21 protein-coding genes are annotated in these 20,434 nt (G+C 70.5%); 7 read left to right on the forward strand and 14 right to left on the reverse strand.

The annotated features are described in order from the left end of the window. The 4 genes from ACK4UM_RS04060 to purH form a co-directional block, all read right to left on the reverse strand. On the reverse strand, positions 1 to 506 hold a 506-nt coding region (locus ACK4UM_RS04060), incomplete at its 3' end, for an XdhC family protein (RefSeq protein WP_409796001.1). Between the two features lie 14 nt (positions 507 to 520). Continuing rightward, positions 521 to 2,860 (reverse strand): xanthine dehydrogenase molybdopterin binding subunit, encoded by a 2,340-nt coding sequence (gene xdhB / locus ACK4UM_RS04065; RefSeq protein WP_409796004.1) that lies wholly within the window; start codon positions 2,858 to 2,860, stop codon positions 521 to 523. Between the two features lie 16 nt (positions 2,861 to 2,876). After that, entirely contained in the window at positions 2,877 to 4,364 is a 1,488-nt protein-coding gene (gene xdhA, locus ACK4UM_RS04070) for a xanthine dehydrogenase small subunit (RefSeq protein WP_409796007.1), read from the reverse strand. 126 nt (positions 4,365 to 4,490) lie between these two features. Continuing rightward, positions 4,491 to 6,083, reverse strand: a complete 1,593-nt coding sequence (gene purH, locus ACK4UM_RS04075) for a bifunctional phosphoribosylaminoimidazolecarboxamide formyltransferase/IMP cyclohydrolase (RefSeq protein WP_409796010.1) — start codon at positions 6,081 to 6,083, stop codon at positions 4,491 to 4,493. A 204-nt stretch (positions 6,084 to 6,287) separates the two neighbouring features. Here purH and purS point away from each other — a divergent pair, with 204 nt between their 5' ends. Continuing rightward, a complete protein-coding gene (purS, locus tag ACK4UM_RS04080; RefSeq protein ID WP_409796013.1) occupies positions 6,288 to 6,527 on the forward strand; it encodes a phosphoribosylformylglycinamidine synthase subunit PurS in 240 nt (79 codons plus the stop codon). Beyond that, a complete protein-coding gene (gene purQ, locus ACK4UM_RS04085; RefSeq protein WP_409796016.1) occupies positions 6,527 to 7,213 on the forward strand; it encodes a phosphoribosylformylglycinamidine synthase subunit PurQ in 687 nt (228 codons plus the stop codon). The genes purS and purQ overlap by 1 nt, the downstream gene beginning before the upstream one ends. A gap of 10 nt (positions 7,214 to 7,223) precedes the next feature. Here the strand turns inward: purQ and ACK4UM_RS04090 are convergent, their stop codons facing one another. After that, the gene (locus ACK4UM_RS04090) at positions 7,224 to 8,126 is read right to left on the reverse strand and encodes a histone deacetylase (RefSeq protein ID WP_409796019.1); all 903 of its coding nucleotides are present in this window, start codon (positions 8,124 to 8,126) and stop codon (positions 7,224 to 7,226) included. Next, complete coding sequence (locus ACK4UM_RS04095) at positions 8,123 to 9,367, reverse strand: cytochrome P450 (protein ID WP_409796022.1); 1,245 nt, start codon at positions 9,365 to 9,367, stop codon at positions 8,123 to 8,125. Before ACK4UM_RS04095 ends, ACK4UM_RS04090 begins: the two co-directional genes overlap by 4 nt. 462 nt (positions 9,368 to 9,829) lie before the next feature. Between ACK4UM_RS04095 and ACK4UM_RS04100 the strand changes: the two genes are divergently transcribed. Both ACK4UM_RS04100 and ACK4UM_RS04105 read left to right on the forward strand, forming a co-directional pair. Beyond that, positions 9,830 to 10,342 (forward strand): transposase, encoded by a 513-nt coding sequence (locus ACK4UM_RS04100; RefSeq protein ID WP_409796025.1) that lies wholly within the window; start codon positions 9,830 to 9,832, stop codon positions 10,340 to 10,342. After that, positions 10,339 to 10,548, forward strand: coding sequence for a hypothetical protein (locus ACK4UM_RS04105; protein ID WP_409796028.1), 210 nt, complete (start codon positions 10,339 to 10,341; stop codon positions 10,546 to 10,548). The genes ACK4UM_RS04100 and ACK4UM_RS04105 overlap by 4 nt, the downstream gene beginning before the upstream one ends. 14 nt (positions 10,549 to 10,562) lie before the next feature. Here the strand turns inward: ACK4UM_RS04105 and ACK4UM_RS04110 are convergent, their stop codons facing one another. After that, complete coding sequence (locus ACK4UM_RS04110; protein WP_409796030.1) at positions 10,563 to 11,717, reverse strand: M20 family metallopeptidase; 1,155 nt, start codon at positions 11,715 to 11,717, stop codon at positions 10,563 to 10,565. Between the two features lie 488 nt (positions 11,718 to 12,205). Next, positions 12,206 to 12,592: an acyl-CoA thioesterase gene (locus ACK4UM_RS04115; RefSeq protein WP_409796033.1), complete on the reverse strand. Its 387-nt coding sequence runs from the start codon at positions 12,590 to 12,592 to the stop codon at positions 12,206 to 12,208. Positions 12,593 to 12,731: 139 nt separating this feature from the next. Between ACK4UM_RS04115 and ACK4UM_RS04120 the strand changes: the two genes are divergently transcribed. Beyond that, positions 12,732 to 13,313 carry a histidine phosphatase family protein gene (locus tag ACK4UM_RS04120; protein ID WP_409796035.1) on the forward strand — a complete coding sequence of 194 codons (582 nt, stop codon included), beginning with the start codon at positions 12,732 to 12,734 and terminating at the stop codon, positions 13,311 to 13,313. A gap of 8 nt (positions 13,314 to 13,321) precedes the next feature. On the opposite strand, the gene ACK4UM_RS04125 is transcribed toward ACK4UM_RS04120, so the two are convergent. Beyond that, complete coding sequence (locus ACK4UM_RS04125; RefSeq protein ID WP_409796038.1) at positions 13,322 to 13,582, reverse strand: DUF6455 family protein; 261 nt, start codon at positions 13,580 to 13,582, stop codon at positions 13,322 to 13,324. Between the two features lie 98 nt (positions 13,583 to 13,680). Continuing rightward, the gene (locus ACK4UM_RS04130; RefSeq protein WP_409796041.1) at positions 13,681 to 13,998 is read right to left on the reverse strand and encodes a DUF1476 domain-containing protein; all 318 of its coding nucleotides are present in this window, start codon (positions 13,996 to 13,998) and stop codon (positions 13,681 to 13,683) included. 299 nt (positions 13,999 to 14,297) lie between these two features. Between ACK4UM_RS04130 and purC the strand changes: the two genes are divergently transcribed. After that, entirely contained in the window at positions 14,298 to 15,092 is a 795-nt protein-coding gene (purC, locus tag ACK4UM_RS04135) for a phosphoribosylaminoimidazolesuccinocarboxamide synthase (RefSeq protein ID WP_409796044.1), read from the forward strand. Positions 15,093 to 15,200: 108 nt separating this feature from the next. On the opposite strand, the gene ACK4UM_RS04140 is transcribed toward purC, so the two are convergent. The 4 genes from ACK4UM_RS04140 to ACK4UM_RS04155 form a co-directional block, all read right to left on the reverse strand. Further along, the gene (locus ACK4UM_RS04140) at positions 15,201 to 15,530 is read right to left on the reverse strand and encodes a helix-turn-helix domain-containing protein (protein ID WP_409796047.1); all 330 of its coding nucleotides are present in this window, start codon (positions 15,528 to 15,530) and stop codon (positions 15,201 to 15,203) included. A gap of 1 nt (position 15,531) precedes the next feature. Continuing rightward, positions 15,532 to 15,897 carry a type II toxin-antitoxin system RelE/ParE family toxin gene (locus tag ACK4UM_RS04145; protein WP_409796049.1) on the reverse strand — a complete coding sequence of 122 codons (366 nt, stop codon included), beginning with the start codon at positions 15,895 to 15,897 and terminating at the stop codon, positions 15,532 to 15,534. Between the two features lie 115 nt (positions 15,898 to 16,012). Next, the gene (locus tag ACK4UM_RS04150) at positions 16,013 to 16,939 is read right to left on the reverse strand and encodes a glycine--tRNA ligase subunit alpha (protein ID WP_409796052.1); all 927 of its coding nucleotides are present in this window, start codon (positions 16,937 to 16,939) and stop codon (positions 16,013 to 16,015) included. A 232-nt stretch (positions 16,940 to 17,171) separates the two neighbouring features. Further along, a complete protein-coding gene (locus ACK4UM_RS04155) occupies positions 17,172 to 18,866 on the reverse strand; it encodes a methyl-accepting chemotaxis protein (RefSeq protein ID WP_409796055.1) in 1,695 nt (564 codons plus the stop codon). Between the two features lie 226 nt (positions 18,867 to 19,092). On the opposite strand from ACK4UM_RS04155, the gene ACK4UM_RS04160 reads away from it, so the two are divergent. Continuing rightward, positions 19,093 to 20,430: a dihydroorotase gene (locus ACK4UM_RS04160; protein WP_409796057.1), complete on the forward strand. Its 1,338-nt coding sequence runs from the start codon at positions 19,093 to 19,095 to the stop codon at positions 20,428 to 20,430. Positions 20,431 to 20,434: the final 4 nt, after the last annotated feature.

Genomic DNA, 20,434 nt, shown 5'->3' on the forward strand with positions numbered 1-20,434 from the left:
GGGGTCGGGTGGGGCCCGACGCTCGAAGTAGACTCTCCACCCGGGCCCCACTCGGCCTTTCTCGCTTCGCTCGCAAGTCCACCCTCCCCTACGGGGAGGGATGTGGCGGGGAGGGATGTGCGCACGACCCGCCCCGCCTCGTCGAGTTGGCAAAGGATCTCCCCCTCGGCCCGCGCGAGCTCGTCGAGCTCAGGCAGATCCCGCGCATCGAACGTCTCGACATGCAGGATCACGCGCCCGCCGCAGCATTGGCCGAGATCGGGCCCGAGCGACTGGTCGATGCGCCGCATCGGGCCGCGTCCGCGCGCCAGCGCCTCTCGGGCGAGCGCCAGCGCCCGCCATTCGAGCTCGCCGCCGCCGATCGTGCCGTGGAAGGCGCCATCGGCGCGAACCGCCATCCACGCCCCCGCCTCGCGCGGGGCCGAGCCACGGACCGCGATCACGCGCACGAGGGCGGCCGCGCCGTGGGCGCGCACCATCTCCGCCACTCGCTCGAACGCGCGCAAAGAGCCTCCTCCCGTCAGGCGAGCGGGGTGCCGCGCAGCCGCTCGCAGGCGCGCAGCACCGCTTCCGGCGTCGCGGGGGCGTCGAGCGGCACCGGCTCGCCGGGCGCGAGCGCATGGATCGCGTCGGCGATGGCGCAGAAGACCGAATTGGCGAGCATGATCGGCGGCTCGCCCACCGCCTTCGAGCGATAAATGGTCTCCATCCGGTTGGCGTTGGGGAAGAGCGCCACGCGAAAATCCTCCGGCACGTCGGAGGAGACCGGGATCTTGTAGGTCGAGGGCGCGTGCGTGCGCAGCCGCCCTTCCGCGTCGAAGACGAGCTCCTCGGTGGTGAGCCAGCCCATCCCCTGCACGAAACCGCCCTCGATCTGGCCGATGTCGATCGCCGGATTGAGCGACTTGCCGACGTCGTGGAGGATGTCGACGCGCGTCACCCGGTACTCGCCGGTGAGCGTGTCGACGATCACCTCCGAACAGGCGGCGCCGAAGGCGAAATAGAGGAACGGCCGGCCTTTGGCCTCGGCGCGGTTCCAGGAGATCACCGGCGTCTTGTAGAAGCCCGCCTCCGAGAGCTGGATGCGGTTGAGCACGCAATCCTTCGCCAGCTCGGCGAAGGAGAGGCTCTCGTTGCCGACGAAGACGCGATCGTCGCGGAAGTCGATCTCCTCTTCCGCCACGCCGAAGCGCTCGGCGGCGCGTGCGCGCATCCGCGCCTTGATGTTCCCCGCCGCGATCTTCGCCGCCATGCCGTTGAGATCGGTGCCGGACGAGGCGGCGGTCGGGGCGGTGTTCGGCACCTTCGCGGTCGTCGTCGCGGTGATGCGCACGCGCGCGATGTCGATGCCGAACTCCTCCGCGACGACCTGGGCGATCTTCATGTACAGACCCTGGCCCATCTCGGTGCCGCCGTGGTTCAGGTGGACCGAGCCGTCCTGATAGACGTGGACGAGAGCGCCCGCCTGGTTGAGATGCATCAGGGTGAAGGAGATGCCGAATTTGACCGGAGTCAGCGCGATGCCCTTCTTGAGGAAGCGCGAGGCCGCATTGTAGCCGGCTATCTCTTCGCGTCGCGTGCGATATTCGCTCGTGCGCTCGAGCGTCTCGATCAAGGCGCGCAGCGTGTCCGTCTCCTCGACGCTCTGGCCGTAGGGCGTGAGGTCGCGGCCGGGGCGGTAGAGATTGGCGTAGCGGATATCGAGCGGGTCGCGGCCGGTCGCCCAGGCGATCCGGTCCATCACGTGCTCGATCATCAGCATGCCCTGCGGGCCGCCGAAGCCGCGAAAGGCGGTGTTCGAGACGGTGTTGGTGAGGAGCCGCTTGGTGTCGATCCGCACCGCGGGGAGGAAGTAGGAATTGTCGGAATGGAACATCGTGCGGTCGACGACGCCCTGCGACAGGTCCGCCGAATAGCCGCAGCGCGCATTGTGGACGACGTGGAAGCCCTCCACGATTCCCTCCGCGTCGAAGCCCGCCTCCCAGTCGCAGCGGAAATCGTGGCGCTTGCCGGTGAGCACGAAATCGTCGTCGCGGTCGAGCCGGATCTTGCACGGACGCCCGGTGACATGGGCGCCGAGCGCCGCGATCGCCGCCCATTGCGTCGCCTGGCTCTCCTTGCCGCCGAAGCCGCCGCCCATGCGCCGCACCTCGCAGGTGACGAAGGCGTCGGGAATGCCTAGCACGCGCGCGATCACGTGCTGGACCTCGGTCGGGTGCTGCGTCGAGGAGAAGACGTGGATGTCGCCCTCCTCGCCGGGGATCGCGAGCGCCGCCTGGCTCTCGAGATAGAAATGCTCCTGCCCGCCGATGCGGATGCTCCCCGAGAGCCGTTGCGCGGCGCCCGCGATCGCGGCCGCGACGTCGCCGCGGCCGAAACCGTAATCGGGGAGCACCGTCTCGGCCCGTGCGAGCGCGTCCTCCACCGTGACGCTCGGCGCCTCCGCCTCGATCTCGACGATCGCCTTGCGGGCGGCCCGGCGCGCCGCGTCGCGATCCTGCGCGACGACGGCGAAGAGCGCCTGGCCGTGGAAGCCGATCCGCTCGTTCGCGAACATCGGATCGTCGCCCATCGCGGGCGAGACGTCGTTCGCGCCCGGGATGTCGGCGGCGGTGAGAACCGCGACGACGCCCGGATGGGCGCGCACGGCCGCGAGGTCGAGCCGCACGAGCCGGCCGCGCGCCTTGGGCGAGGTGCCGATCGCGATGTGGAGCGTGCCCTGCGGCTCGCGCAGATCGTCGATGTAATCGGCCGCGCCCTGGACGTGGCGGCGCGCCGAATCGTGGGGGAGCGGCTTCCTGACGTGGCGCAGGCTCTCGCTCTCGTCGCGGGCCTGATCGGGGGTCTGGTGCAGGTTCATGGGGGGCACTCGGGTCTCAGGCGGCGGCGGGGTCGCGCGCGATGATGCGCGTGTCGTCCGCCCCGGCGATCTCGGTCAGCGCCTTGAGGAGGATGTTGCGGGCGACGAGCGCGCGATAGGCGGCGGAGGCGCGATGGTCGCTCATCGGCGTATAATCGGAGGCGAGCGCGTCGAGCGCGGGCGCGAAGGCGCTCGGATCGTCGAGATCGATGCCGACGAGCGCCGCCTCGGCCGCCGGCGCGCGCTTGGGCGTCCCCGCCATGCCGCCATAAGCGATCCGCGCCGAGGCGATGCGGCGCCCGTCGAGCGCGAACCGGAAGGCGCCCATCACGGCGGAGATGTCCTCGTCGAAGCGCTTCGTGACCTTCAGCGCGCGGAAGGCGTCGGCGGCGCCGAGCTTCTCCACCGCGACCGCGCGCACCCATTCGCCGGGGCGGCGATCTTGCGAGCGATAGGCGAGGAAGAAGTCTTCAAGCGGCAATCGGCGCTGGCCTTCCGCGCTCTCGAGCACGAGCGTCGCGCCGAGCGCGATGAGCGCGGGCGGCAGGTCGCCGATCGGCGAGCCGTTGGCGATGTTGCCGCCGACCGTGCCCGACGCGCGCACCTGCGCCGAGCCGAAGCGGCGCATCACTTCGCCGAGATCGGGATCGATCGCGCCGAGGCGATCCTGCGCGCGGCAATGGCTGACCATCGCGCCGAGGACGAGCCGATCGGGCGTCTCCTCGATCGCGTCGAGCCCCGCGACCCGGCCGAGCCAGATCACCTTCTCGATCTCGGCGAGGTTCTTCGTGATCCAGAGGCCCACATCGGTGGCGCCGGCGAGCAGCGTCGCGTCCGGATGGGCGGCATAGAGCGCCGACAGGCTTTGCGCGCTCGCAGGCGCGGCGAAGAAGCGGATCTCGTCGCCGACGAAGAGGTCGGCATCGTCATCGGCGAGCGCGGCGAGATCGCGCGCGGCCGCCTCGCGGCGCGCGCGCACCCGCGGGTCGTGGGGCTGCGCGAGCGCGTCGCGGGCGGCGTCGACGATCGGGCGATAGCCGGTGCAGCGGCAGAGATTTCCCGCGAGCGCATCGTCGATCGTCCGGCGGGCGACGGGGGCGGCGGGATCGCGCGCCTCGTCCTCGTGGAGCGTGAACAGGCTCATCACGATGCCAGGCGTGCAGAAGCCGCATTGCGAGCCGTGATGGGCGACCATCGCCTCCTGGACCGGGTGGAGCGCGCCGCCTTCCGCCAGATCCTCCACCGTGACGATTTCCGCCCCGTCGCATTGGCCGAGCAGCAGGATGCAGGCATTGACCGGCTCGTAGACGATCCGCCCGTCGCGCAGGCGCCCGAGCGCGACCGTACAGGCCCCGCAATCGCCCTCCCCGCAGCCCTCCTTGGTGCCGGTGCGGCGGGCCTCGAGGCGCAGCCAATCGAGCAGCGTCGCGCGCGGATGCGCGTCCGCCACCTCGACCACGCGACCGCCCGACCGGAACCGGATCCCTCGGCTCATGCTCGCCATCCCTCTCGCAACGCATCGACCCGCACGCGCCGGGCCGCCTTCCGTCAGGATAGCGAACCGCGCGGCGCTGCCAACAGGCATGCGCCGTGCCATCGTGTCAGGGGGGCTGGCGAGCGCCCCACCCCCTCAATGCCGGAAATGCCGGTGCCCCGTGAACACCATCGCGAGCCCGGCCTCGTCGGCGGCGGCGATCACGTCGGAATCGCGCATCGAGCCGCCGGGCTGGATCACGGCGGTGGCGCCGGCCTGCGCGGCCGCCAGCAGGCCGTCGGGGAAGGGGAAGAAGGCGTCGGACGCGACGACGGAGCCGCGGGCGAGGCTCTGCGGGAGCGACTGGGCGCGCGCCGCCTCCTCCGCCTTCCAGGCGGCGATGCGCGACGAATCGACCCGGCTCATCTGGCCCGCGCCGATCCCCACCGTCGCCCCGTCGCGGGCATAGACGATGGCGTTCGACTTCACGTGCTTGGCGACGCGATAGGCGAAGCGCAGATCGGCGAGCTCGCGCGCATCCGGCTCGCGCTTCGTGACGACGCGCAGCTCCATGTCGTCGACGGTGGCCGCGTCGCGCGCCTGGGCGAGGAAACCGCCGGCGACCGTCCGCAACGTGAGCCCCGGCGCGCGCGGATCGGGCAGCGCGCCCGCGAGCAGGAGGCGCAGGTTCTTCTTGGCGGCGACGAGTGCGATCGCGTCCGGGGTCGCGTCGGGCGCGATGATCACCTCGGTGAAGATCTCGACGATCTTGGCCGCCGCCTCCGCGTCGAGCGTGCGGTTGAGCGCGACGATGCCGCCGAAGGCCGAGACCGGATCGCAGGCGAGCGCGCGCTCGTAGGCCTCGCGCAGGGTGGCGCCCATCGCGACGCCGCAGGGATTGGCGTGCTTGACGACGACGACGGCGGGCGCGACCTCCGGGGCGAATTCGGCCACGCATTCGTAGGCCGCGTCGGTGTCGGCGATGTTGTTGTAGGAGAGCTGCTTGCCCTGGACCTGACGGGCGGTGGCGACGCCCGGCCGCGCCTCCGCCGTGCGGTAGAAGGCGCCCTGCTGGTGCGGGTTCTCGCCGTAGCGCAGGGGCTCGCCGCGGGTGCCGCCGATGGCGCGATAGTCGGGCGCGCTCTCGCCGATATCCTCGGCGAGCCAATTCGAGATCGTCGCGTCGTAGGCGGCGGTGCGGGCATAGGCCTTCTGGGCGAGGCGGCGGCGCAGCGTGAGCGTCGTCGCGCCGTCATGCGCCGCGAGATCGGCCAGCACCGCGTCGTAATCGGCCGGATCGACGACGACGGCGACCGCGTCGTGGTTCTTGGCGGCTGCGCGGATCATCGCCGGGCCGCCGATGTCGATGTTCTCGACGAGCGCCTCGCGATCGCCGCCCGCCGCGAGCGTCGCCTCGAAGGGATAGAGATTGACGACGAGGAGGTCGATCTGCGGGATGCCGTGGGCGAGCATCGCCGCCTGGTGCTCGGGATTGGCGCGGATCGCGAGGAGGCCGCCATGCACCTTGGGGTGCAGCGTCTTGACGCGCCCGTCCATCATCTCGGGAAAGCCCGTGAGATCGGAGACCTCGCGCACCGGCAGACCGGCCTCGGCGAGCGCACGGTGCGTGCCCCCGGTCGAGACGAGCTCGACGCCCCGTTCGACGAGCGCCCGCGCGAAATCGACGAGGCCCGTCTTGTCGGAGACGGAGAGGAGGGCGCGCTCGACGCGCTCGGTTCTGGTCGGCATGTCGGCTCTCGTCCTCTGGTGCCGGAATTTGCGGGCGCGTTAGCACGGATCGCCGCAGCGCGAAACAGGCGCGCGCCGGCGCCTGCCCCATCAATTCGGGGAAGCGGGCGCGAGCGCGTGCCGAGCCTGTTGTGTCGCGCGCCCGTCGCGGGTACAGGTGCGGCGCGCGCCCGAGCGCCCGAAGCGTCCGGAGGACCATCGCCCATGAAGGCCCGTGTCATCGTCACCCTGAAGAACGGCGTCCTCGATCCGCAGGGCAAGGCCATCGAGGGCGCGTTGCGCGCGCTCGGCATCGACGGCGTCGACGGCGTGCGCCAGGGCAAGGTGTTCGACGTCGAGCTCTCCGGCACCGACGAGGACGCCGCCCGCTCGGCGCTGGAGGAGGCCTGCCAGCGCCTCCTCGCCAACACCGTCATCGAAAATTACCGGATCGAGATCGCCTGATGCGCGCCGCGATCGTCGTCTTCCCCGGCTCGAACCGCGACCGCGACGTCGAGCGCGCCCTCGCCAAGGCGGGCGCGGACGTGGTGCGCGTCTGGCACGCCGAGACCGCCCTGCCCGCGGGCATCGACCTCGCGGTCCTGCCCGGCGGCTTCTCCTACGGCGATTATCTGCGCTGCGGGGCGATCGCCGCCCGCTCGCCGGCGATGGACGCGGTGCGGGCGCATGCGGCCCGCGGCGGGCTCGTGCTCGGCATCTGCAACGGCTTCCAGATCCTGTGCGAAGCGGGCCTCCTGCCCGGCGTCCTGATGCGCAACGCCGAGCGCCGCTTCGTCTGCCGCCGGCAGCATCTGCGCGTCGAGCGCGCCGACACCGCCTTCACGGCCGCCTATCGCAAGGGCGCCGTGATCCACGTCGCCTCCGCCCATGGCGAGGGCAATTACGTCACCGATCCCGACACGCTCGCCCGCCTCGAGGGCGACGGTCGCGTCGCCTTCCGCTATTGCGACGCCGCGGGCGCGATCACGCCCGAATCGAATTGCAACGGCTCGCTGAACGCCATCGCCGGCATCTACGACGAGCGGCTGCGCGTGCTCGGCATGATGCCGCACCCGGAGAACCTCGTCGACGCCCTCGTCGGCGGCACCGACGGGCTCGGCTTGTTCGAGAGCCTCGTGCGCGCCGCCTGAGGGCCGCGTCTCACCCCGCCTCCGCCATCGCCCGGAACACGAGCGCGTGGCGGCGGCCGATGGCCTCCGCGTCCTCGCCGTAGCCGCCGCCGATGACGGCGACGAGGGGGATTCCCCGCCGTCGCGCCTCGCGGACGACGAAGCGGTCCCGGGCGAAGAGGCCCTCGTCGGAGAGCGCGAGGCGGCCGAGCCGATCGTCCGCATGCGGATCGACGCCGGCATTGTAGAACACGAGGTCCGGGGCCACGCGGTCGAGCATGTCCGGCACGTGCTCGGCGATCGTCGCGAGATAGTCGGCGTCGCCCATGGCGTCGGGCAGGCCGACGTCGCGGTCGGACGGGATCTTGCGCACGGGATAGTTCTTCTCGGCATGGACCGAGAGCGTCACGAGATCGGGCGCGTCGGCGAGGCAATCGGCGGTGCCGTCGCCCTGGTGGACGTCGAGATCGACCACGAGGGCGCGGGCGATCGCACGCTCGGCGAGAAGCGCCTTGGCGGCGATCGCCACGTCGTTGAACACGCAGAACCCCGCCCCGCCGGCCACCTGCGCGTGATGGCTGCCGCCGGCGGTCGAGCCGGAGAGCCCGTGCTCGAGCGCGAGCCGGGCCGCGAGGAGCGTGCCGCCGACCGAGGCGCGCGCGCGGCGCGTCACGCCCTCGTCGACGGGAAGCCCGATGCGCCGCTCGATCGCCGGCTCCACCGCGCAGGCCGCCACCGCGTCGACATAGGCGCGCGCATGGGCGAGCGCGATCGTCTCGAGCGGCGCGGGATCGGGCCGAACGAACCCGTCCGGCACGAGGCCCATCGTCTCGAGGGCGCGCCGCAACGCCCCGTATTTCGCCATCGGGAAGCGATGGCGCTCGGGAAGCTTCGCCTCGTAATGATGGTGCGAGACGATCGGAAACCGCCTCATCGCACGACCATCAGCCGCTCGAGCCCGTGGAAATGGTAGGCGTCGCGCACGCGCGGCGGCTCGGCGAGGCGCAAGGCGGGGCAGCGGGCGAAGAGGACGGAGAGCGCCGCCGCCATCTCGATGCGGGCGAGCGGCGCGCCGATGCAGAAATGGATGCCCGCGCCGAAGGCCGTATGCGCCGGCGCTTCGCGGGCGGGATCGAAACGCTGCGGATCGGGATTGGCGCGCGGGTCGTGTCCGGTGGCGCCCAGCACGAGCCCGATCCGGTCGCCCTTCCGGAAGCCGATGCCGGCGATCTCGCAATCGGTCAGGACGAAGCGCGTGAACATGTGCAGAGGCGGGCGGTAGCGCAGGGCCTCCTCGACCGTGCGCGCCGCCGCCGCCTCGTCGGCGAAGAGCGCCGCGGGCGCGCTCGTATGGGCGAGGATCGCGGCGATCGCGTTGCCCATCGCGTGCACGGTCGCCTCGTGACCGGCATTGAGGAGGAGGATGGCGGTCGAGACGAGCTCGTCCTCGGAGAGCTTGTCGCCCTGCTCCTCGGCCGCGATCAGCACGGAGAGGAGATCGTCGCCGGGCGCCGCGCGGCGTGCGCCGACGGTCTCGCGGATGAAGGCGGCGAAATCGCGCGCGGCGGCATTCGCGTCCTCCTCGACCGCGCGATCGCGCCCGAAGGCGTACATCGCCACCATCCGATGCGACCAGTCGAGGAGACGCGGCGCCGTCTCCTCGGGCACGCCGAGCATGCGCGCGATGATGCGCACGGGGATCGGCGTCGCGAAGGCCTCGAGGAGATCGAAGGGCTCGCCTGAGGGCAAGGCGTCGATCAGCTCGTGCGCCATGCGCGCCACGAGCGGGCGATAGCCCTCCACGCGACGGGAGACGAAGGCGCGGTTGACGAGCGTGCGCAGACGCGTGTGCACCGGCGGCTCGCGCTCCAGCATCGAATGGGCGTCGACCGCGTCGAAATCGCGCGTATGGGCGGCGGGCTCCGGCAGGCCGAGCTCGGCGCGGGTCGCCACGTGCAGGATTTCGCGGCCGAGACGGCGGTCGCGCAGGAGGCGATCGACGTCCGCATGGGCGAAGAAGCACCAGATCCCGTATTCGCGCCAATAAGCGACGGGCGCGACCGCGTGAATACGGGCATAGGCCGCGTAGGGATCGCCGTAGAACGACGGGTCGCGCGGATCGAGCGTCAGCGTACGGGTGGCGGGATCGATCGGCGGAGGAGAGGATGCGCTCATGTCCGCCGACTTAACGGGGACCGCCGCACCTCCGCAAGCGCCTTCGAATCCTGTGCGACCTTCGGCTTTCGCCCTGCGAAAAAAGCGCGCATCCGAGCCGCGCGAGCCGCCCGACGACTTTGCCGAGATCTGAAAATTTCAAATTGCGCGCTTCCGAAGATTGCTCGCAAAGACACCGCAGGGTCGCCATTGAACACAACATAAGTGAGAGCGAATATCACCCGAATTCCAGCAGTGACAACCTTTATTTAGAGTCTCTTCACCTGCTCTCAGCACAACATGCAACCTGAATCTCGCATAGATTAATCGATATGCCGGACTGTACTTATTGCATCGCGGGGCGCAGTTTTGTATGAGTAGAACGACAAACAAGATTTAGCAGGTTTACGGGGGGCGCATCCATCCCAGCGGGCCTTGTCCAGGCTCGCCGATTTCCGAAGATTGTGATGAACGGAGCTGACGATGGACGTGGCACGTGACGAAGCGTTCTTTTCGGAAGACGCTGCCTATCGGCGCATCGAGGCCCTCGTTTGGCCGGAAGGCCCCGTCTGTCCGCATTGCGGCGGGTCGGAACGGATCGGGCGTCTGGGCGGGCGCATGCCGCGGCCCGGCACGCTGAAATGCTATTCCTGCCGCAAGCCCTTCAACGTGAAGATCGGGACGCGGCTCGAGAGCACGCACGTGCCGCTGCACCTGTGGCTCCAGGCCCTGTTCCTGCTCCATGCCTGCGAGCGGCCGCTCAGCGTGAACCGCCTGCAGAAGGTCCTCGGCGTCTCGAGCCGGACGAGCTGGATGATCGCCCAGCGCATCCGGGCGGCGCTGGCGGACGACGACGGGATGGGAGACCACGGCGCGTCGTCGCCGCGCGCGGCGGCCCGGGCCGCCTCCAGGGCCGCCGCGATGCGCCGCTCGGGCCGCACGGCGACGCCGGAGCGGCGCGCCCCGATCCACGCGCAGCAGGGAGCCTTCCGATGACCGCGCCGACCTCGCCGCGTCGCAAATGGGCGGAGATCCAGGCCGAGATCTTCGTCGACACCGCCCGCGACCTCGGCTGCGAGGGCGCGCAGGACCGCTTCGACGCGCTCCTGCGCAAGCTCCTCCCCGAGATCACCCCGGACCGTCTGCGCGAGGAGACGCTCGAACTCGCCGCGCGCAGCCGCTCGCCTCGCGATCGCGACTGAGGACGAGACGACCCTCAGGCCGTCTCGAGCAGGCGGGCCATCAGCTGCGCGCGCGGCCCGATCGAGGAGACGAGCCCGTATTCCGCGAGCGTGTGGGCCCCGTCGCCGTCGATGCCGAGCCCGTCGAGGGTCGGCACGCCCAGGCCCGCCGTGAAATTCCCGTCCGAGCCGCCCCCGGTCCGCGTCGTCTCCGACAGAGGCAGACCGATCTCGGCGGCGCAGGCGAGCGCCCGCTCGTAGAGCGCGGCGACGCCCGGCGTGCGCTCGAAGGGCGGCCGGTTCATGCCGCCGGTGACGGTCACCCGGAAATCGGGCCGCTGCGGCGCGAGGCCGAGAATCGCGCGCGCGAATTCCTCCCCGTCCGCCGCCGTCTCGACGCGCAGATCCACCCCGAAACGGCAATGCTGCGGGATCGTGTTCAAGGCCGTGCCGCCGGAGACGAGCCCGACCGTCGTCGTGACGCCGCGCCCGTAATCGGTCATCGCCTCGATCGCGAGGATCTGGCGCGCCGCCTCGTGGATGGCGTTGCGGCCGTCGGGATGGCGCGAGCCGGAATGGGCGGGGCGGCCCTCGACATGCACCTCGAAGCGCCCGACGCCCTTGCGCGCCGTGACGATCTTGCCGCCGTCGCGGGCGGGCTCGGTCACGAGGACGGCGGCGGCGGCGCGGCCGAGATGCTCGATGAGCCCGCGCGTCGTCGGCGAGCCGATCTCCTCGTCGGGCGTGAACAGGAAGACGAGCGGACGCGAGGCCGTGCCGCGGCGGGCGACCTCCAGGAAGGCCGCGAGCGCGAGATAGGCCCCGCCCTTCATGTCGTAGATCCCGGGCCCGTAGAGCCGATCGCCCTCGACGCGCACCGGCAGGTCGGCGAGCGTGCCGATCGGGTGGACGGTGTCGAGATGGGACATCACGAGGGCGTGCTTGTCGTCCGTCGTCGGCCCCGCGCGCAGGATCACGCTGTCGCCGAGCCCGTCGCGGCCGGGAATGCGCTCGACGGCGACCGGCTCGCCGGCGAGGCCTGCGACGAGGTGATCCATCATCGCGTTCACCGCCGCCGGCTCGCTCGTCGGACTCTCGATCGCCGCCCAGGCGCGGATGTCGGCGACCATGCGGTCGGTCGCGTCCGGATGGGCGAAGGCATGGGCGGCGGAGTTCTGAGGGATCGACATCGGCACTTTCGCTCTCGTGGTCGGGAATGCGCCCGACCTTAAGCGCGCGAATGCCCCCTGGCGAGTGCCCGCACGCCGATCCCGCCTGCGAAGACGCGAGCGCGAGGGGCGCAGCCCCTCTCCTTCCCCTCAGAGTTTGAGAATCTTTCGCTGTTTTCTCCACGCCGTCATTCCGGGGCGCGAAGCGAGCCCGGAACCCAGACTCCCGACGTCGGATGAGCAGCCTATAGGCTGCGTCCTTCCACGTGTGAATTGTCTGAAGTTGCGCGGCGAGCGCGCATGCGCGCTCGAACCGACCTCGTGGATCTGGGTTCCGGGCTCGCTTCGCGCCCCGGAATGACGGGCGGGGAAAGATTCGCAAGCTCTCGGCGGAAGGAGAGGGAGCGTCCTGTCTGCCTCGAAGGCGTGCAGGACCCGCGATGTGCGCACTCCGCAGCCCCGAGGCGAAGGAGGAAGCGCGCGTGTACGATGTGCGGGCGCGGCCCTGTTCACCGCGGAATCGGCCGGGGGCGGCCCTCGTCGTCGATGGCGACGAAGGTGAAGGTCGCGTCCGTCACCTTCTCGCGCAGGTCGGTCTGGAAGCGGCGCGCCCAGGCCTCGATGTGGATCTTCATCGAGGTGCGGCCGATCTGCTCGATCTCCGTGTAGACGCACAAGACGTCGCCGACGCGCACGGGCCTGATGAACTTCATGGTCTCGACCGAGATGGTGACGACGCGCCCGCGCGCGCGCTCGACGCCCGCGATGCCGCCCGCCTGGTCCATCTGGGACAAGACCCAACCGCCGAAGATGTCGCCATTGGCGTTCGTGTCCGCCGGCATCGCCATCGTGCGCACCGTCAATTCGCCCCGCGGCTCCTCGCGCTCCCCGCTCATCGCCCCCTCCATCATCCGTGACGAGATCTGGTGGCCCATCGCACGCGCGGGATCAAGCCCTCGGCCGACGCGAAGGCCCTTCGGTTCCGGGAGCGCAGCCTGTAGGCTGTCCACGCCCCCGGGCGCCGAGGATCCCCCGATGACAGCGACGAGCCACGTCTTCTTCGTCTCCCACCCGGAGGTGGTCGTCGACCCGGCGATCCCGGTGCCGCGCTGGCATCTCTCGGCGACGGGCATCGCGCGGATGCGGGCCTTCGCCGAGCGGCCGGCGCTCGCGGGGCTCGCCGCCGTCTGGGCCTCGACCGAGACGAAGGCGATCGAGGCCGCGGGGATCCTCGCCGCGCGCCACGGCCTGCCGGTCGGCGTGAACGCCGCCCTCGGCGAGAACGATCGCAGCGCGACGGGCTTCCTGCCGCCCACCGAGTTCGAGGCCGTCGCGGACGCGTTCTTCGCGCGACCCGAGGAGAGCGTGCGCGGCTGGGAGCGGGCGGTCGACGCGCAGGCGCGCATCGTCTCGGCGCTGGCGGACGTGCTCGCGCGCGCGCCCGAAGGCGCCGTCGCGATCGTGGCGCATGGCGGCGTCGGCACGCTGTGCCTGTGCCATCGCCTCGGCGTGCCGATCGACCGCGCGCTCGACCAGAAGCGGCAAGGGCATGTCTGGACGATGGAGCGCGGCACCGGCCGCGTGCTCCATCGCTGGCGCCCGCTGGAGGAGGCGTGAGCGCGGGCTCAGCCCTCGCGGACGGTCTCGAAGAACAGGGCGTTGGCGCAGAAGCCGGGCGCGTGCTCGGCGCGTTCGGTCGCAGCGAGGAAGCTCTTGCAGGGTTCCTCGGCTGTGCAGCCGGCGCAGCGGCGGGCGGCGAGCGCGAGATCGAGGACGCGGCCCTCCTCGACGAGCGCCTGCGGATCGAGGCCGAGCCGGTCCATCATCTCGCCCATGAGCTCGGGGCGGGCGGCGGCGGCCTCGAGCCGCGAGATCAGCGCTTTCATGACGGGCTCCCCCTGTCGCGATCGTGACGAACGCGAGGGGAGCCTGACGCGCCGCGTCACGGCGCGCCTTGCGTTGGATCAATGCGACGTGGCGCGGATCACTTGCGCTCGCCCTCGACCTCGCGCACCGCCACGGCGAGGAGCTCGGTCATCTTGGCGCGGATGTCGGCGTCCGAGATCGAGGCCGGGAGATCGCCGCGGACCTTGCGATAGACGTCCTCGTCGCCCGGCTCGGCGAGATCCGCGCGGATCACGGCGCGGGCATAGTCCTCGGCCTCGTCCGCGGACTTGCCGAGCCGCTCGGCCGCCCAGAGGCCCAGCATGCGGTTGCGGCGCGCCATCGACTTGAAGCGCAGCTCCTCGTCGTGGGCGAACTTCTTCTCGAAGGCTGCTTCGCGCTCGTCGAACGTGGTCATGGCTGTCGTCACCCCTCGGCAGTCTCGTGCACGACGGGCTCGCATCGGCCCGTCATCGGCGATATAGCGAGACGCGGCGCCCCGCGCCACCCGCCGAGCGTGGCGTTTCGCGCGCGTGCGGCACTTCGTTCACGCAAGCGGGGGAAGAGCCGGCGCGGGGATGAAACGCGCGTTGTGTCTCCCCATGTCTTCGGATAGGTTGCCCCGCGAGCGGGCGGCCTCGTCGATGCCGCTCGACCGCTTCCGTTCCCTCCCCAGGGGCGGGCGCGTTCGAGAGCAAGGAGCCTCGAGTCCTTCCCATGGATTTCCACAAGCCACGGTACACGCCCATGAATCGCCGCCGTCGGATCTACGAGGGCAAGGCGAAGGTCCTCTTCGAGGGGCCGGAGCCCGGTACGCTGATCGCGCACTTCAAGGACGACGCGACAGCTTTCAACGCGAAGAAGCACGAGGTGATCGACGGCAAGGGCGTGCTGAACAATCGCATCAGCGAGTTCGTGTTCCAGCACCTCAACGACATCGGCGTGCCCACGCACTTCATCCGGCGGCTCAACATGCGCGAGCAGTTGATTCGCGAGGTGGAGGTGATCCCGCTCGAGGTCGTCGTCCGCAACGTCGCGGCCGGCTCCCTCGCCAAGCGGCTGGGCCTCGAAGAGGGCACGCAGCTGCCCCGCTCGATCATCGAATTCTACTACAAGAACGACAAGCTCGACGACCCGATGGTGTCGGAAGAGCACATCACCGCCTTCGGCTGGGCGACGCCGCAGGAGATCGACGACATCATGGCGCTCGCCATACGGGTGAACGACTTCCTGTCGGGTCTCTTCCTCGGCGTCGGCATCCGCCTCGTCGACTTCAAGATGGAGTGCGGCCGGCTCTGGGAGGGCGAGATGATGCGCATCGTCGTCGCCGACGAGATCTCCCCCGATTCGTGCCGGCTCTGGGACATGAAGTCCGCCGAGAAGCTCGACAAGGACCGCTTCCGCCGCGACATGGGCGGCCTCATCGAGGCCTACACCGAAGTCGCGCGCCGGCTCGGCATCCTCTCCGAGACCGACGGCGTGCCCATGGGCGGCCCGCGCCTGGTGCAGTGAGACCCGCGCCGCGCGCGAGACGTCGTCGCGAGAGGCCGGGCCCGCGCCCGGCCTCTTGCTTTTGGGGGAGGCGTTCGGGCCTGAGCCGCTCGATTCGCGTGGGCTCTCCTACCGGATCGAGTCGAGGCCTTTCTCGCGAACGAGCGTCAGCAATTTCAGCGACGCACCGACCGGCTTCCTCTCTCCCCGCTCCCATTGGCTGACGAGTCCGGTCGTCACGTTCAGATGACGCGCGAAAACGGCTTGGCTCACCCGCTCGCGCTCTCTGATCTCTCGAATCTCCTCTGCCGCCAACGATCGCACCGGCGTGAGGCACAGCTCGTCGAAACGCCGCATCGTCTGCTTGTCCAGGAGCTGTATATCGTGGAGATCGGACGCGGTCTCGTGGATCGCAGCCAACGCGTCAGTGCGGTAGGTGCGTCGGTCCGTCTTCGTCATCTCACTTCACCTCCATCAGCAACCCCGCCCCGATCGCCTTTTGCAATTCTTCTTCGCAAAACGATAGCATTTCACTCGCAAGCTTCTTGAAAGCTTCCACCTCGTCATTCCGGATGTTTTCGCGCGCGTGCTTCGGAAATCCGTAGACGAAAAAGGATCTATCGCCAGAGCGGAACAAAACGATGGCGCGAAAGCCGCCAGACTTTCCTTCGTTGGGACGCGAGATCCGCTGTTTTATCACTCCGCCCCCGAGATCGGCATCGACAAGTCCCCTTTCGGCCCGCGCGATCGCATTGCATAGCTCGACGTCGGCGATAGCCTCACGTCGTGCGAACCGCACGAACCATTTGTTCTTGAAAAGCCTCAAGCCGCCTCTCGAAGTTCGCCGAAATTATAACACTCCGTGTTACGGATTCAAGTCGGGCGGCGGGCCGATGTAGGCCGCCGCAGGACGATGCCAGCCCTCCGATCCGAGCGTGGCGTCAAGCCGGAGCGCTGCCGGCCGGGGTCCGCAGCCAGGCGGCGCCGCAGGCCTTGGCGAGCTCGCGCACGCGCAGGATGTAGCTCTGCCGCTCCGTCACCGAGATCACGCCGCGCGCGTCGAGCAGGTTGAAGGTGTGCGAGGCCTTGAGGCACTGGTCGTAGGCGGGCAGCACCATGTCGTGCGTCTCGCCCCGGTCGCCGGCCTCGAGATAGGCCCGGCAGGCGTTCTCGGCGTCGCGGAAATGCCGGAACAGCATCTCGACGTCCGAATGCTCGAAATTGTGCCGGGAATATTCCTTCTCGGCCTGCAGGAAGACGTCGCCGTAGGTGACCCGCTCGGCGCCGTCGCGGCCGTTGAAGTTCAGATCGTAGACGTTCTCGACGCCCTGCACGTACATCGCCAGCCGCTCGAGACCGTAGGTCAGCTCGCCCGAGACCGGCGCGCATTCGAAGCCGAGCACCTGCTGAAAATACGTGAACTGGCTCACCTCCATGCCGTCGCACCAGCATTCCCAGCCGAGCCCCCAGGCGCCCAGCGTCGGGCTCTCCCAATCGTCCTCGACGAAGCGCACGTCGTGGACGCGCATGTCGATCCCGATCGCCGCGAGCGAGGCGAGGTAGAGCTCCTGGATGTCGGGCGGGCTCGGCTTGAGGATGACCTGGAACTGGTAATAGTGCTGGAGCCGGTTCGGGTTCTCGCCGTAGCGCCCGTCCTTGGGCCGCCGCGAGGGCTGCACGAAGGCCGCGTTCCACGGCCGCGGCCCGAGCGCGCGCAGGGTCGTCGCCGGGTGGAAGGTGCCCGCGCCGACCTCCAGATCGTAGGGCTGGAGCACGACGCAGCCCTTGTCCGCCCAGAAGCGCTGCAGCGTCAGGATCAGCGCCTGGAAGGAGCGCTTCGGGTCCATATGGGGAGGCAGGTCGGTCATCGGGCGCGGGCTCTCTCGTCGGGCGATGGCCGGCCAGGGATGGAGAGCCCGCGCGGCGAAGTCAAGCGGAGGACGGCGAGCGCTCGCGACCCACCGCGCTTCTCGTTCCCTTCGAAGTTCGAAAATCTTTCGTTGCGGTGTCATCCCGGGCCGCGAAGCGGACCCGGGATGACAACCTTCCGAAAGATTCACAGGCTCTCAAGGGAAGGAGAGGGGCGGCGCCCGCCCTCCGTCACGCCGCCCGCACGGCGCCGAGGAAGGTCTCGATGCGGCTCGACAATTCGCGGGCCTGCGCGTCGACCCCGCCGGCGGTGGCGCGGATCTGGGCGGCGGCGGTGCCCGTCGTCGCGGCCGCCTCGCGCACGCCCGAGATGTTGGCGGACACCTCGTTGGTGCCGGTCGCGGCCTCGGTGACGTTGCGCGCGATCTCGCGGGTCGCGGCGTTCTGCTCCTCGACCGCGGCGGCGATCGCGGTCGCGTAGCCGTCGAGCGTGCGGATCGCCTCGGCGATGGCGGAGATCGCGCCGGCCGCATCCCCCGTCGTGTCCTGGATCGCGCGGATCTGCCCGGCGATCTCCTCGGTCGCCCGTGCCGTCTGGGCGGCGAGCGTCTTCACCTCGGAGGCGACGACGGCGAAGCCCTTGCCGGCTTCGCCCGCGCGCGCGGCTTCGATCGTGGCGTTGAGGGCGAGCAGGTTCGTCTGCTCGGCGATCTGCTGGATGAGCCCGACGATGTCGCCGATCCGGCTCGCCGCCTCGTTGAGGCGCGCGACCTTGGCGACCGTCTCGCCGGCCTGTGCCGCCGCGCCGCCGGCGAGGCTCGCCGTCTGCGAGACCTGCCGTCCGACCTCCTGCACGGTCGCGGCGAGCTCGGTCGTCGCGGCGGCGACCGTCTCGACGTTGGAGGCGGCCTGCTCGGAGGCGGCGGCGACGGCGGTCGCCTGGCTCGTCGTCTCCTCGGCCGTCGCGCTCATGGCGCCGGCGGCCTGGGTGAGTTCGCCGGAGGACCGCGCGAGCGCCTGCGTGACCGAGGCGGCGGCGGCCTCGAAGGCGGCGATCGCCTCCTCGATCGCGGCCTGGCGCTTCGCGCGCGCCGCCTGAGCCTGCGCGCTCTCGGCGCGCAGACGCTCGGCCTCCAGGCCGTTCTCCTTGAAGACGAGGGCCGCGCGGGCGACGTCGCCGACCTCGTCGCCACGCTCGGTGCCCGGCACCTGCATGTGGAACTCGCCGCGCGCGAGCCGCTCGAGCACGCCGACCATGCCCGAGAGCGGCTTGCCGATGCCCAGATGCGCGACCGCGGCCGCGAGCGCGAGGCCCACCACGATGCCGATGCCCGCGACGAGCGCGATGACGAGGCTCGCGGTGCGGTATTGCGCGTCCGCTCGCGCCGCCGCGCCGTCGACCTTGGCGCGGATCGCACCGGCGAGCGCGTTCATCTGCCCGCGCAGATCCTCGGCCATGGCGGAATTGCGAGCGGCGAGCGCGGCGAGCGTCTGGGCGTCGTCCGCGCCGGCGGCGAGGCTGGCCGCCCGCTTCATCGCGTCGAGACCGACTTCGTAGGCGTCCACGTCGCGGCGCACGCGGTCGAGCGCGGGGCGATCGTCCGCGTCGACCTGCGCGATGAGCCGGTCGAGCCGCCCCTCGAGCGTGTCGACCTCGCGCAGGATCGCGGCCTCGACGCCCGCGCGCGCCTGGGCGTCGGCGGCGGCGAGGAGGCGGTATTGCTCGCGCGAGAGGGCGATGAGATTGGCGTTGACCTCCATCGCGAGGAGCGCGTTGGCCGCGCGCTTCTCCATGTAGTCCGCCGCGGCGGCGACCTCGCGCAGGGCGAGAGCGGCGGCGAGCGCCACCGATCCTGCGACGAGGCCGAGCAGGACGACGACGGCGAGCACCTTCGTCGTGATGCGCAAACGTGCGAGCAATGCCATGACCTACCCCCGGGCTCTCGGTTTCGTTCGGAGCGTTTCCCGTCCCTGGAGGATTAACCCAAGGACACCCGTGGATCGTTTAAGATTTGCGGGGACGTGCGTCAGGGCGTCGCAGCCGAATCGTTAACGCCCGTCAACCCTCTCCCCGGCGGCTCCCCCTCGACACGGCGCGCGTTTCGGTCCATTCGACGCGAGCGAGGCCCGCGAGGCGCGAGGGAGGCGAGACATGCCCGAAACCTACGATCTGATCCTGTCCGGCGGCACGGTCGTGAACCAGGACGGCGTCCATCTCTGCGATGTCGGCGTGCGCGAGGGGCGGATCGTCGCGCTCGGCGACCTCGCCCGCGCGGATGCGGGCCGGCGCATCGATTGCCGCGGGCTGCACGTCCTGCCGGGCGTCATCGACAGCCAGGTCCATTTCCGCGAGCCGGGGCTTGAGCACAAGGAGGATCTCGAGACCGGCGCCCGCGCGGCCGTGATGGGCGGGGTCACCACCGTCTTCGAGATGCCCAACACCGATCCGCAGACGACGACGGAGGGCGCCCTCGACGACAAGATCGCGCGCGCGCGCCACCGCATGCATTGCGATTTCGCCTTCTGGGTGGGCGGCACGCACGACAATGTCGAGGCGCTGCCGGATCTGGAGCGGCTGCCGGGGGCGGCGGGCGTGAAGGTGTTCATGGGCTCCTCGACGGGTTCGCTCCTCGTCGAGGACGACGACGGCGTCTACGAGATCCTGCGCCGCATCCGCCGCCGCGCCGCCTTCCACGCCGAGGACGAGGAGATGCTGCGCGCGCGCAAGCACCTGCGCGTCGAAGGCGATCCGCGCTCGCATCCCGTCTGGCGCTCGCCGGAGGTCGCGCTCAAGGCGACGCGGCGCCTCGTCGAGATCGCGCGCCGCGCCCGCGCCCGCACCCACGTGCTGCACATCACGACGAAGGAGGAGATCGCCTATCTCGCGCGCCACAAGGACGTCGCGACCTGCGAGGCGACCCCCAACCACCTCACCCTCGTCGCGCCCGAATGCTACGAGCGGCTCGGCGCCTACGCGCAGATGAACCCGCCGGTGCGCGAGATCGACCACCAGGAAGGCATCTGGGCCGGCATTCGCGACGGGGTGGTGGACGTGCTCGGCTCCGACCACGCGCCCCACACGCGCGAGGAGAAGGACAAGGTCTATCCGGCAACGCCGTCCGGCATGACCGGCGTGCAGACGCTCGTGCCGATCATGCTCGACCACGTCGCGCAGGGCCGCCTCACGCTCGAGCGCTTCGTCGACCTCACGAGCGCGGGGCCGAAGCGGTTGTTCGGCATCGCCCGCAAGGGGCGCATCGCGCTCGGCTACGACGCGGATTTCACGGTGGTGGACCTCGCGCGGCGCGAGACGATCACCAATGCCTGGATCGCCTCGCGCTGCGGCTGGACGCCCTTCGACGGCCGCGAGGTCACCGGCTGGCCGATCGGCACGATCGTGCGCGGGAACGTGGTGATGTGGGACGGCGATCTCGCCGCGCCCTCGCTCGGCGAGCCGGTCCTGTTCGAGGAGGCGCTGCCGGACGCCTGATCGG

This window comes from Salinarimonas sp., from assembly GCF_046292825.1.
GTDB lineage: Bacteria > Pseudomonadota > Alphaproteobacteria > Rhizobiales > Beijerinckiaceae > Salinarimonas.